The organism is Streptomyces sp. NPDC006487, from assembly GCF_042870555.1.
GTDB lineage: Bacteria > Actinomycetota > Actinomycetes > Streptomycetales > Streptomycetaceae > Streptomyces.
This window is the reverse complement of the sequence record NZ_JBIAHN010000013.1, coordinates 123999-137838: the sequence shown is the minus strand read 5'-3', so window position 1 is coordinate 137838 and position 13840 is coordinate 123999. Positions and strand designations below refer to the sequence as shown.

General features: G+C 73.0%; 7 protein-coding genes. All 7 read left to right on the top strand.

Annotated elements, in window-relative coordinates; genetic code table 11:
* The first annotated feature begins 34 nt into the window (after positions 1–34).
* Positions 35–2452: a sodium-translocating pyrophosphatase gene (locus ACFYM0_RS23745; protein ID WP_388504523.1), complete on the top strand. Its 2418-nt coding sequence runs from the start codon at positions 35–37 to the stop codon at positions 2450–2452.
* A 175-nt stretch (positions 2453–2627) separates the two neighbouring features.
* On the top strand, positions 2628–3194 hold the full coding sequence (locus ACFYM0_RS23740; protein ID WP_388504520.1) for a small secreted protein: 567 nt from the start codon (positions 2628–2630) through the stop codon (positions 3192–3194).
* Positions 3195–3498: 304 nt separating this feature from the next.
* Entirely contained in the window at positions 3499–5070 is a 1572-nt protein-coding gene (locus tag ACFYM0_RS23735) for a methyltransferase (protein ID WP_388504518.1), read from the top strand.
* 182 nt (positions 5071–5252) lie between these two features.
* On the top strand, positions 5253–5450 hold the full coding sequence (locus ACFYM0_RS23730; protein WP_327254223.1) for a hypothetical protein: 198 nt from the start codon (positions 5253–5255) through the stop codon (positions 5448–5450).
* A 479-nt stretch (positions 5451–5929) separates the two neighbouring features.
* Positions 5930–8746 carry a type I DNA topoisomerase gene (gene topA / locus ACFYM0_RS23725; RefSeq protein WP_388504515.1) on the top strand — a complete coding sequence of 939 codons (2817 nt, stop codon included), beginning with the start codon at positions 5930–5932 and terminating at the stop codon, positions 8744–8746.
* 292 nt (positions 8747–9038) lie between these two features.
* A complete protein-coding gene (gene tmk / locus ACFYM0_RS23720; RefSeq protein ID WP_388504513.1) occupies positions 9039–12290 on the top strand; it encodes a dTMP kinase in 3252 nt (1083 codons plus the stop codon).
* Positions 12291–12450: 160 nt separating this feature from the next.
* A complete protein-coding gene (locus ACFYM0_RS23715; RefSeq protein ID WP_388504510.1) occupies positions 12451–13662 on the top strand; it encodes a DNA polymerase III subunit delta' in 1212 nt (403 codons plus the stop codon).
* Positions 13663–13840: the final 178 nt, after the last annotated feature.

The window sequence follows — 13840 nt, the reverse complement described above, 5'->3', positions numbered from 1 at the left end:
CCACATCTTGAGCTCATCACGTCAAGGAGGACGAATGACGGGGCTCTTCACCCCTATCGCGCCCGGTCGCACCACTGACCTGGCATCCGCAGTACTCACCGATGACAACCGGCTCATCGTGATCGTCATTGCGGCCGTTGCCATCGCCGCGCTCGTCGTCGCGCAGATCCTGGTCCGCCAGGTCCTCGCCGCCGACGAGGGAACCGACAAGATGAAGGAGATCGCCGCCGCCGTCCAGGAAGGCGCCAACGCCTACCTCGGCCGGCAGCTCCGCACGCTCGGCGTCTTCGCTGTCGTCGTGTTCTTCCTGCTGTTCCTGCTCCCCGCCGACGACTGGACGCAGCGGGCGGGACGTTCCGCCTTCTTCCTCGTCGGCGCCATCTTCTCGGCCGCCACCGGCTACATCGGCATGCGCCTCGCGGTCCGTGCCAACGTCCGCGTCGCCGCCGCCGCGCGCGAGGCCACCCCCGCCGAGGGCGAGCCCGCCAAGGACCTGACCGAGGTCTCCCACAAGGCCATGCGGATCGCGTTCCGCACCGGCGGCGTGGTGGGCATGTTCACCGTCGGTCTCGGCCTGCTCGGCGCGTCCTGCGTCGTGCTCGTCTACGCCGCCGACGCCCCCAAGGTCCTGGAGGGCTTCGGCCTCGGTGCCGCGCTCATCGCGATGTTCATGCGTGTCGGAGGCGGCATCTTCACCAAGGCCGCCGACGTCGGCGCCGACCTGGTCGGCAAGGTCGAGCAGGGCATTCCGGAGGACGACCCGCGCAATGCCGCGACCATCGCCGACAACGTGGGCGACAACGTCGGAGACTGCGCGGGAATGGCCGCCGACCTCTTCGAGTCGTACGCCGTCACCCTCGTGGCGGCCCTCATCCTCGGCAAGGCCGCCTTCGGCGACCTGGGCCTGGCCTTCCCGCTGATCGTCCCCGCCATCGGGGTCGTCACCGCGATGATCGGCATCTTCGCGGTCTCCCCGCGGCGTACCGACCGCAGCGGAATGACCGCCATCAACCGCGGCTTCTTCATCTCCGCGGCCATCTCGCTGGTCCTCGTCGCGATCGCCGTCTACGCGTACCTGCCGGGCACCTACAAGGAGCTCGTCGGCGTCGACGACGCCGCGATCTCCGGGCACTCCGGCGACCCGCGGATCCTGGCGCTGGTCGCCGTCGCCATCGGCATCGTGCTCGCGGCCCTGATCCAGCAGCTCACCGGCTACTTCACCGAGACCAACCGCCGTCCCGTCCGGGACATCGGCAAGTCCTCCCTGACGGGCGCCGCCACGGTCGTGCTCGCCGGCATCTCGGTCGGTCTGGAGTCCGCCGTCTACACGGCGCTGCTCATCGGCCTCGGCGTGTACGGGGCGTTCCTGCTCGGCGGCACCTCGATCATGCTGGCGCTCTTCGCCGTGGCACTGGCCGGCACCGGTCTGCTCACCACGGTCGGCGTCATCGTCGCCATGGACACCTTCGGTCCGGTCTCCGACAACGCCCAGGGCATCGCGGAGATGTCCGGGGACGTCGAGGGCGCCGGCGCGCAGGTGCTGACGGACCTGGACGCGGTGGGCAACACCACCAAGGCCATCACCAAGGGCATCGCGATCGCCACGGCCGTGCTCGCCGCGGCCGCGCTCTTCGGCTCGTACAACGACGCCATCGCGAACGCGGTCAAGGAGGTCGGAGCCAAGACGGCCGGGGAGATGAACCTCAGCCTGGACATCGCGCAGCCCAACAACCTGGTCGGGCTGATCCTGGGCGCGGCCGTCGTGTTCCTGTTCTCCGGCCTCGCCATCAACGCCGTGTCCCGCTCGGCGGGTGCGGTGGTCTACGAGGTGCGCCGCCAGTTCCGGGAGCACCCCGGGATCATGGACTACACCGAGAAGCCCGAGTACGGGCGCGTCGTGGACATCTGCACCAAGGACGCGCTGCGCGAACTCGCCACGCCCGGGCTGCTCGCCGTCCTCACGCCGATCGCCGTCGGGTTCACGCTCGGCGTCGGAGCCCTTGGTTCCTTCCTCGCCGGCGCGATCGGCACGGGCACCCTGATGGCGGTCTTCCTCGCCAACTCCGGTGGCGCGTGGGACAACGCGAAGAAGCTCGTCGAGGACGGGCACCACGGCGGCAAGGGCAGCGCGGCCCACGAGGCCGTGGTCATCGGCGACACCGTCGGCGACCCGTTCAAGGACACCGCCGGTCCCGCCATCAACCCGCTGCTCAAGGTCATGAACCTGGTGGCGCTGCTGATCGCCCCCGCGATCGTGCAGTTCAGCTACGGGGCGGACGCCAGTCCGACGGTACGGGCCATCGTCGCGGTCCTCGCGATCGGCGTCATCGTCGGTGCGGTGTACATCTCCAAGCGCCGCGGCATCGCCGTGGGCGACGACGGGACGGGCGAGGGCGCGACCGCCGAGCGGGTGGGCCAGCAGGCCGACCCGGCGGCGGCCGTCTCTTCCTGAGACGGCCGACGCGGGCCTGAACCGGCCCGATCCGGCTCGACCCGGGGCTCGACTCGACCGTACGCCCGAATGGCGGACGGGGGGCGCGGACTGACGCGCCGTCCGTCCGCCTTTGCGTTTCCCGGATGGTGGACGTGTATCTTCCGGGCCGAGAGCCTTCGAAGGGACCAATCCGGTGAACAAGAAGCTTGCGGCCGCGGTATCGGGCGCTGCGGTGCTGATGCTCGTCCTGTCCGGCTGCGGCGGGGACGACGGCGACAAGAAGACCGACGCCTGGGCCAAGAAGGTCTGCGACAGCTGGCAGCCCGAGCTCGAGAAGATCGAGAAGGCGAACGCCGACATCAAGCGGGTGGCGACCGAGAGCAGCAAGCCCGAGGAGGTCCAGTCGACCGACTCGGCGGCCTTCGGGACCATGGCCGAGTCGTACAAGGCGATGGGTACGGCCCTCACGAACGCGGGAGTTCCGCCCGTCAAGGACGGGGAGAAGACCCAGGCCGCCGCGGTCATGGGCTTCGAGTCGACGTCGGCGGGCTACACCGCCCTCAAGACGAAGATGGACGCCCTTGACGCCAAGGACCAGGGCAAGTTCGCCGAGGGCCTCAAGGAGGTCGCGGGCGGCCTGGAGGAGGCGACCAAGGGTGGCAAGGAAGCCCTCGACCAGCTCAAGGCGGGCGGCCTGGACAAGTCGATGAACGGTCAGAAGGGCTGCCAGGTGACGACTCCGTCGCCGGCGCAGTCCTAGACCTCGTCCTCGTCGGCCTCGTCCTCGTCCTCGTCCTCGTCCCGGTAACGGTCGAGGACGACGAGGGCGAGGACGCGAGGGCGGCCGCCTGGCCGGCGACTCCGCACACACCGGGGCGGCCGGGATCCTTCGGGACCCGGCCGCCCCGGCATGTCCGGGTCGGGTCCGGCCGTACGGAACTGCGCCCGGCCGGGGCCCGTCCCGGGGTGCGGACCCCGGGCAGGAGCTCGCGGGGGGCGACGGGCGCCCACGCCGAAGGCCGTGTGGCGCGGGCATTGGCGGCGGCAGCGGCCACAATGGGCGGGTGAGTACCACCAGCCTTCCCCCCGGTCTGCCCGCCCGCCTCCCCTCGTCGGCCCGCGCGGCCGAGCTGCGCGCCGCGTTGCTCGCCGCGGGCTTCACCGCCGACGGGCTGCTCGACCTGCTCGGTGCCCCGGCGTACGCCGCGCTGGCCCGCAGCGAGACGGTCCCCGCCCTGCGCGCCACGCGGAGCCGCGGCGACGGGCCGCTCGCGAGCCTGACCCGGCTCTTCCTGCTGCGCCAGCCGGTGCCGTACGTACACGCCGCGGCCGCCCTGCCCGTGGACGCGGCGGTGGCCGACGGCTGGCTGCGGCGCGAGGGCGATGAGGTGCACGCCACCGTGGACGTGCGCCCGTACGGCGGTCCGGACGGCGAGGACTGGTTCATCGTCTCCGACCTCGGCTGCGCCGTCGGCGGGGCCGGCGGGATCGGCCATCGCGAGGAGGGCGTGGTCCTCGGCGTCGGCGGTGCCTCCACGACGCTGGCCGGGATCACCGTCCGCACGCCGGTCGGTTCGGCCCTCGACGTGGGTGCCGGATCCGGGATCCAGGCGCTGCACGCCGCGCAGCACGCGACCCGGGTCACGGCGACCGATGTCAACCCGCGGGCCCTGGAGTTCACCCGGTTGACGCTGGCGCTGTCGGGGGCCCCCGAGGCGGAACTGCTGACCGGGTCGCTGTTCGAGCCGGTCGGCGCGGCCACGTACGACCTGATCGTGTCGAATCCGCCCTTCGTGATCTCCCCGGGGGCCCGGCTGACGTACCGGGACGGCGGGATGGGCGGCGACGACCTGTGCCGGACCCTGGTCCAGGAGGCCGGAGCCCGGCTCAACCCGGGCGGATTCGCTCAGTTCCTGGGCAACTGGCAGCACGTGGACGGCGAGGACTGGCACGACCGGGTACGGGCCTGGGTGCCACGCGGCTGCGATGCCTGGATCGTGCAGCGTGACGTGCAGGACGTGACGCAGTACGCGGAGTTGTGGCTGCGCGACGCGGGCGATCACCGCACCGACCCCGCCGAGTACGAACAGCGGTACGAGGACTGGCTGGACGAGTTCGAAGCCCGCAAGACCAAGGCCGTCGGCTTCGGCTGGATCACGCTGCGGCGCAGCGACGCGGCCGAGCCCTCGATCGTGGTCGAGGAGTGGCCGCACTCGGTGGAACAGCCGCTCGGGGAGGCCGTCCTCGAGCACTTCGCGCGCCAGGACTACCTGCGCGACCACGATGACGCGGCCCTGCTCGCGGGCTACTTCCGGCTGACCGAGGAGGTCGTGCAGGAGCAGGTCGGCGCGCCCGGCGCGGAGGATCCGGAACACGTCGTGCTCCGGCAGAACCGGGGCATGCGGCGCGCCACCAAGGTCGACACGGTCGGGGCCGGCTTCGCCGGGGTGTGTGACGGATCACTGAGCGCGGGGCGGATTCTGGACGCCATCGCCCAGTTGGTCGAGGAGGACCCGGTGGTCCTGCGGGACCGGACGCCCGAGGCGATCCGGATGCTGGTGGAGCAGGGGTTCCTGGAGCCGCTGACCGGGGCGGACGCCGGAGCGGAAGCCGGGGCGGGAGCCCCGGGGGAGTAGGGGCGGAGGCTGCCGTGCGCCGGTGTGCGCCGTCGTGCGCCGGTGCGCCCCGTGCGGGCCCCGGGCAGGTCGGAGCCGGGATGTAACCCCAGGTTCGCCTGCTGTCTCCCCCCGGCTGAAATCCTCCGCTCAGCGGGATCCGGGGGGATCCCGGGAGCGGCCCGGGGGATGAGGTGAACGGCATGGAGCACGGTCCGGCGATCTTCGCGGCGGCCGTGTTCCTGCTGTTCGGGGCCGCTCTGCTGGCTTGGACGGGGGCGCGTGCCCTACGCGGCGCGCCGGTGGCCGAGGGCGTGCGCCCCGTCGTGGCCGTACCGGTGGCCCTGCTCGCCGGCGGGGTGTCGCTGGCCCTCGGGGTCTGGTGCCTCGGACGGCTCTGAGGGCGGGGCTCGCTGAGGCGAAGCTCACGGGACGGGGTGCCCGCGGCACCCGTGCCCCTCGGCATTCGGGGGCCTCGGCGGGCGGCTCCCCGGGGGCCCGGGCGGTGTCTTCCCTGATGGTGGGGGGTGCCTCGGTCCGGCGGGGGCGGGGCTTGGGGGGCGAGGCCGCGGAATCGGCCGGATGTCGCCCACGTCCGGCGGCGCGCCGGGTTTCCTCCGCTCGTCCGGAATGTGCGCAGGATCGTAAAGAACGACGTGAAGCGGGGTGCCGGGGCGGGGCCAGACGGCCCTTCGGCCACCCTGCCCGGTGAGTGCGGAGGGCCTGCCGCGGCATCCGGGCGGCAGAAATGGCACTTGTCGGGTTACCGTTCGAGTGGCCGTTGCGGGCTTCTGCCGTTTGACACGGGGGCGGGTTGTACCGTCACACTCCGCAGCGTCGCCGTACTGCGACCGAGTGCCGACCGGAGAGAAGAGCCAAGTTGTCCCCGACTAGCGAGACCGCAAAGGGCGGCCGCCGACTCGTCATCGTCGAGTCCCCTGCCAAGGCGAAGACGATCAAGGGCTACCTCGGCCCCGGATACGTCGTCGAGGCGAGCGTCGGGCACATCCGCGACCTCCCCAGCGGCGCGGCCGAGGTTCCCGACAAGTACACGGGCGAGGTCCGTCGCCTCGGTGTGGACGTCGAGCACGACTTCGCGCCGATCTACGTCGTCAACGCCGACAAGAAGGCCCAGGTCAGGAAGCTCAAGGAGCTGCTGGCCGAGTCCGACGAACTCTTCCTCGCCACCGATGAGGACCGCGAGGGCGAAGCCATCGCGTGGCACCTGCAGGAAGTCCTCAAGCCCAAGGTCCCCGTCCACCGGATGGTCTTCCACGAGATCACCAAGGACGCGATCCGCGACGCCGTCGCCAACCCGCGCGAGCTCAACCAGCGCATGGTCGACGCCCAGGAGACCCGCCGCATCCTCGACCGCCTCTACGGCTACGAGGTCTCGCCGGTCCTGTGGAAGAAGGTCATGCCGAAGCTGTCGGCGGGCCGCGTCCAGTCGGTGGCCACCCGCATGGTGGTCGAGAAGGAGCGCGAGCGCATCGCCTTCCGCTCGGCCGAGTACTGGGACCTGACCGGCACCTTCGCCACCGGCCGCGCCGGTGACGCCTCCGACCCGTCCACGCTGGTCGCCCGCCTGAACACGGTGGACGGCAAGCGCGTCGCACAGGGCCGCGACTTCGGTTCCACCGGGCAGCTCAAGAGCGAGGTGCTGCACCTCGACGAGGCGAACGCGCGGGCGCTGGCCGCCGCGCTGGCCGAGACCTCGTTCGCCGTCCGGTCGGTGGAGTCCAAGCCGTACCGCCGCTCCCCGTACGCCCCGTTCCGCACGACGACGCTCCAGCAGGAGGCCTCGCGCAAGCTCGGCTTCGGTGCGAAGGCGACGATGCAGGTGGCGCAGAAGCTGTACGAGAACGGCTTCATCACCTACATGCGTACCGACTCCACGACGCTGTCCGACACCGCGGTGTCGGCGGCGCGGGCGCAGGTCACCCAGCTCTACGGGGCCGAGTACCTGCCGGAGAAGCCCCGCGTCTACGCGGGCAAGGTCAAGAACGCGCAGGAGGCGCACGAGGCGATCCGTCCTTCGGGTGATCGTTTCCGCACCCCGGCCGAGACCGGTCTGACCGGCGACCAGTTCCGCCTGTACGAGCTCATCTGGAAGCGCACCGTCGCCTCGCAGATGAAGGACGCGGTCGGCAACTCGGTGACCGTGAAGATCGGCGGCCGGTCGGCCGACGGCCGCGACGCGGAATTCTCGGCCTCCGGCAAGACGATCACCTTCCACGGGTTCATGAAGGCCTACGTCGAGGGCGCGGACGACCCGAACGCCGAGCTCGACGACCGTGAGAAGCGCCTCCCGCAGGTCGGCGAGGGCGACGCGCTGTCGGCCGAGGAGATCACGGTCGACGGCCACTCGACCAAGCCGCCGGCCCGCTACACCGAGGCCTCGCTGGTCAAGGAGCTGGAAGAGCGGGAGATCGGCCGCCCGTCGACGTACGCGTCGATCATCGGCACGATCCTGGACCGCGGGTACGTCTTCAAGAAGGGCACGGCGCTCGTGCCGTCCTTCCTGTCGTTCGCCGTGGTCAACCTGCTGGAGACGCACTTCGGCCGGCTCGTCGACTACGACTTCACCGCCAAGATGGAGGACGACCTCGACCGCATCGCGCGGGGCGAGGCCCAGTCCGTCCCGTGGCTGAAGCGGTTCTACTTCGGCGCGGAGGACGCCACCGAGGTCGTGCCGGCCGACGGCGACGCGCTCGGCGGTCTGAAGGAGCTGGTGACCGACCTGGGCGCGATCGACGCCCGGGAGATCTCCTCCTTCCCCGTCGGCGAGGGCATCGTGCTGCGCGTCGGCCGCTACGGGCCGTACGTGGAGCGCGGCGAGAAGGACGCCGAAGGCCACCAGCGGGCGGACGTGCCCGAGGAGCTGGCCCCGGACGAGCTGACGGTCGAGTACGCGGAGGAGCTGTTCGCGAAGCCGAGCGGCGAGTTCGAGCTCGGCAAGGACCCGATCAGCGGGAACGAAATCGTCGCGAAGGACGGTCGCTACGGGCCGTACGTGACGGAGATCCTGCCCGAGGGCACTCCGAAGACGGGCAAGAACGCGGTGAAGCCGCGGACGGCCTCCCTGTTCCAGTCGATGAGCCTGGACACGGTCACCCTCGAGGACGCGCTGCGCCTGATGTCCCTTCCCCGGGTCGTGGGCGTGGACGCCGAGGGCGCGGAGATCACCGCGCAGAACGGCCGCTACGGCCCGTACCTGAAGAAGGGCACGGACTCGCGGTCGCTGGAGACCGAGGACCAGCTCTTCGCGATCACCCTGGAGCAGGCGCTCGCGATCTACGCGCAGCCGAAGCAGCGGGGGCGCGCGGCCGCGAAGCCGCCGCTGAAGGAGCTGGGCACCGACCCGGTGAGCGAGAAGCCGGTGGTCGTCAAGGACGGCCGGTTCGGTCCGTACGTGACGGACGGCGAAACGAACGCGACGCTGCGGCGGGACGACGACGTCGAGACGATCACGCCGGAGCGGGGCTACGAGCTGCTCGCGGAGAAGCGCGCCAAGGGCCCGGTGAAGAAGACGGCCAAGAAGGCGCCCGCGAAGAAGGCCCCGGCGAAGAAGGCGACGGCGACGAAGACCGCTGCCGCCAAGAAGACGACGACGGCCAAGAAGACGACGGCGGCGAAGAAGACCACCGCCAAGAAGACGGCCGCGAAGAAGACGGCGGCCGCCGCAGCGGACGAGTAGGCGCCTGGTAGTCACCGAGTGGTCACCTAGTAGTCACGACAGGGCCCGTGCGCATCGCACGGGCCCTGCGTGTCTTTCCGGCCGTCGGGTGTTGGAGGACCGGGGTCTGTGGCGGAGCCCCGGAAGCGGTTCAGGGCTGCGCCCCGGGAACGGTGGAAGGGCGGGTAGGGGACAGCCCCCGGCGTAGCGGCACCGGCCCTCGGGCACGCCCCCGGAGAGGTGGGTCGGGGGTCACACCGGGCCTTGTCCACAGGGCTCCGCGCCCGCCCAGTGCAGCGGATAGGCTGGGCGGATGACGCGAGCCGAGCAGCCGACGGTCGTGACCGCCACCACCGACACCGCCCCCACCTACGACGAAGCCCTCGCCGCGGACTCCCGCGAGCGGGCGGTGCGCGCCCTGCTGCGCACCCCAGGGCTGCGCCGGCTGTGGAGCGCGCAGTTGGTGAGCGGCATCGGCGATGCCCTCGCCCTGCTGGTCTTGGTGCTGCTGGTCTTCCAGACGGCCGTGGAGCAGGAGCCCTTCGGCGGTGGCTACACCGGCTGGGCCCTCGCCGTCGCCGCCGTCTTCGGCGTCCGCGTGCTGTCCACCGTCCTCTTCGGCGCGGTCCTCCTGGGCCCCCTGGCCAAGCTCACCGCCCCCGGCGGCAAGCTGGACCGCCGCTGGACGATGATCGGCGCCGACGGGCTCCGGCTCGGCCTCTTCGTCGTGGCCCCGCTGTGGCTCGACTGGATCGGCCCGAACGCGCTGACCGCCCTGCTCGCCACCGTCTTCGTCTCCGGCGCCGCCGAGCGGCTGTGGGTGCTGGCCAAGGACAGCGCCGCGCCCGGCCTGCTGCCGGCGCCGCCGCCGGAGGGGGCGACCGTACGGCCGCTGCCCGACCACCTCGACGCACTGCGCAGGCTGAACCTGCGTACCGGCTTCGCCGCCCTGCCGATCGCCGCGGCCGCGCTGCTCGCCGCGACCCTGATCGGCAAGGCCCTCGGCCTCGGCATCGGCTGGTTCACCGAGAACCAGGCGGCTCTCGGCTCGTACGTGGCCTCCGGCCTCTTCGCGGCGTCCGTGTCGCTGCTGCTCCCGCTGGTGCTGCCCGGCACGAAGACCCCGCGTCCGCGCTCCCCGCTGGAGGGCCTGCGCGCCCCCAAGGCGGGGGACCGGCCGGAGAAGGGGCGTACGGGGGCCATCCCGCTGCTGGTCCTCGTCTGCGCCGCCGTCGCCGGAGCCGTCGCCTCGGCCGCCGCCGTGGCCGTTCTGCAGGCCACCGACCTGGGGGGCGGAGCAGCCGCGTTCTCGCTGCTCGTCCTGGCCCTGCTCGGCGGCACCGCCCTCGGCATCCGTGCCACCCAGGCCGGCAAGGTCCTCCCCGCGCTGTCCCGGCGCCGTCTGCTGGCGCTGTCCGTCGCCGTGGCCGGGCTGGCGCTGCTGCTGACCGGGCTGGTTCCGGACACCTCGACGGTGGTGTTCCTCTCGCTGCTCGCCGGCAGCGCCGCGGGCGTCGCCGCGAACACCGGGCACACGCTGCTCGACCAGGAGACCGAGGAGTTCCGCAGGGCCCGGGTCACCGAGCACCTGCAGGCCGTCGTCCGGGTCTCCGTGGCCGTCGGGGCCGTGGCCGCCCCGCTGCTGGCCGCCCTGATCGGACCGCACCGGCTGGCCGCCGGCGAGGTCGTCTTCGCGCACGGCGGCGCGGCCTTCACGCTGATGCTGGTCGGCGCCCTTCTGCTGCCGGTCGCCGTCATCGTCCTGGCCAAGGCCGACGACCGCAGCGGCGTACCGCTGCGCCGCGACCTGCGCGAGGCGCTGCGCGGCGGGGAGCCGGTGCAGGCCGCGTCCGACGCCGGGTTCTTCATCGCCCTGGAGGGCGGCGACGGCGCCGGCAAGTCCACCCAGGTGGAGGCGATGGCCGACTGGATACGGGCGAAGGGTCACGAGGTCGTGGTCACGCGCGAGCCCGGGGCCACCCCGGTCGGCAAGCGACTGCGATCGATCCTGCTCGACGTGTCCTCCGCCGGCCTGTCGAACCGCGCCGAGGCCCTGCTGTACGCGGCCGACCGCGCCGAGCACGTGGACACCGTCGTACGGCCCGCCCTGGAGCGCGGCGCGGTGGTCATCACCGACCGCTACATCGACTCCTCGGTGGCCTACCAGGGCGCCGGCCGGGACCTCTCCCCGACCGAGATCGCCCGCATCTCGCGCTGGGCCACGAGCGGTCTCGTCCCGAACCTGACCGTGCTGCTCGACGTGTCGCCGGAGACGGCCCGCGAGCGGTTCACCGAGGCGCCGGACCGGCTGGAATCGGAGCCGGCGGAGTTCCACCAGCGGGTGCGGGCCGGATTCCTGACCCTGGCCGCGGCCGACCCCGGGCGCTACCTGGTGGTCGACGCGGGCCAGGACCCGGAGTCGGTCAGCACCGTCGTGCGCCACAGGCTGGACCGGATGCTCCCGCTGTCGGAGGCCGAGGTGGCCGCGCAGGCGGAGGCCCGCCGGCTCGCCATCGAGGAGGCCGCGCGCAAGGCCGAGGAAGAGGCGGCCCGCAAGGCCGAGGAAGCGCGGCTGCTGGCCGAGGAAGAGGCCCGCAAGGCCCGCGAGGCGGAAGAGGCCCGCCTCGCGGCCGAGGCCGAGGCCGCCCGCAAGGAGCGCGAGGAGCGGCTGCGCGCCGAGGAGGAGGCCCGCGAGCGGGCCGAGGCCGAGCGGTTGAGGCTGGAGGCCGAGGAGAAGGCCCGTGCGGTGGAGGCCGAGCGGCTGCGCAAGCAGGCGGAGGAGGAGGCCCGGCTGCACGCCGAGGCCGAGGAGCGCCGGCTGGAGAAGCAGCGGCGGGCCGAGGAGGCCCTGCTGAAGGCCGAGGAGGCCCGGCGGCTGGCCGAGGCCTCGGCGGCGGAGACGGCGGCGAAGTCCGCGGCGGCCGCGGCTGCTGCTGCCTCGGCGTCCGTGGCTGCACCGGCGGCTCCCGCGGCTCCGGGGGCTTCCGCTCCCCAGGCAGATCTGCGCAAGGATTCGCGCCACGACGAGGCCGTGACGATCGAGACTCCGATCGTCAGGCGGGTCGTGCAGCCGGACGACGTCACCCAGACGGTCCCGGTCCCGAAGGCCGATCCGGCGGCGCGTCCCGCGGACGAGACCGCAGTGCTGCCGCCCGTCCGTGCGACGGGTCCGGCGGACGAGACGGCGGTCCTGCCGCCCGTACGGCCCACGGGCTCGGGTGCGGGCGAGCGCGCGGGCTCGGGCGAGGGCCCGGGCGAGGGCTCGGGTGGGGCTGCGGCGACGCGGCCGGCTGCGCCCAGGGCCTCGTACTCCGCGTCGCGGCCGACGGCCCAGCGACCTGAGGAGAACCCGGCCGACCGGGTCCCGCCGGGCATCTTCCGCGACTCGGGCAACGACGCGACCCGTGAACTGCCGCTCCTCGCCGAGGACGGCCGGCCGCGCCGGCCCCGCTCGGACTGGGCGGAAGAGACTCCGCTGGACGATCTGCCGACCCTGGCGGACGAGCTGCTGGGACGGCGCCGGGACGACGAGGACGAGCAGGGCCGGGGGCCGCGCCGCCGCTGACGGTGGTGGCGGCGGTGATCGGAGTGACGGTGGTCGCGCCGTGACGGCGTGACGGCGGTGGTCGTCGTCGGGGCCGGCTGACGGGGATTGTCAGTGGGAGCCGCCACACTGGGTGAGCAGACGGCACGGACGGTACGCGAGGCGAAAGGTGGTGGGCGGGATGCCCGTATGGGACGACCTGGTGGGACAGGAGCGGGTCCAGACGCAGCTGGCCGCCGCCGCGGTCGACGCCGACGGCCTGGTCACCGCCATCGAGGCGGGGACCCCGCCGCCGGCCGCCTCGAAGATGACGCACGCCTGGCTGTTCACCGGCCCGCCGGGCTCCGGGCGGTCCACCGCCGCCCGCGCCTTCGCGGCCGCGCTCCAGTGCACCAGCCCGGACCGCGCCCTCGGAGGCGAGCCGGGCTGCGGGTTCTGCGACGGCTGCCACACCACCGTGATCGGTACCCACGCCGACGTGGAGATCGTCCGTACCGATCAGCTGTCCATCGGCGTGAAGGACACCCGGGCGCTGGTGCGCCGGGCGCAGCTCTCCCCGGCCGTCGGCCGCTGGCAGGTCATCGTCCTGGAGGACGCCGACCGGCTGACGGAGGGTGCCGGAAACGTACTGCTCAAGGCCGTGGAGGAGCCCGCTCCGCGGACCGTGTGGCTGCTGTGCGCCCCCTCGCTGGAGGACGTGCTGCCCACCATCCGCTCCCGCTGCCGGCACCTTTCGCTGCGCACCCCGCCGGTGTCCGCGGTCGCGGAGGTGCTCGTGCGGCGAGACGGCATCGAGCCGGACGTCGCGCAGGCCGCCGCCCGCGCGACCCAGGGGCACATCGGCCGGGCCCGCCGGCTCGCCACCGACGGGGCGGCCCGCTCACGGCGTGCCACCGTCCTGAAGCTGCCGATGCGTGTGAGTGACGTGGGCGACTGCCTGAAGGCGGCGCAGGAGCTGGTGGACGCCGCCGCCGAGGACGCCAAGCAGGTCGCTGAAGAGGTGGACACCAAGGAGACCGAGGAGCTGCGGGCCGCGCTCGGCGCCGGAGCGGGTACCGGCGGGCGGATGCCGCGCGGTACGGCGGGCGTGATGAAGGAGCTGGAGGACCGGCAGAAGCGCCGGCGCACGCGCACGCAGCGCGACAGCCTCGACCTGGCACTGACCGACCTCACCGGCTTCTACCGGGACGTGCTGGCCCTCCAGTTCGGCTCCTCGCTGGCCATCGCGAACGAGGAAATACGCCTGGACCTGGACCGGATCGCCCGGGAGTCGGGCCCGGAGCGCACGCTGCGGCGCATCGAGGCGATCATCGCGTGCCGGCAGGCGCTGGACCGCAACGTCGCCCCGCTGCTCGCGGTCGAGGCGATGACGATGTCGCTGCGTGCGGGCTGACGCGCGCGACTCTCCCCGGTTCGGCGACTCCGGTTGACCGCCTCACCCGTTCGAGGGGTCCGTGTGGCGGGCCGCGGATGCCGCCGGTCCGTGCGGGGCGGCGCCCCGGCCCCGGGCGGCCGCCCGCCGCCCGCCGCGGGTGCCACCGCCCCGGGCAGGGCCGCAGGCCGTAGGCTCC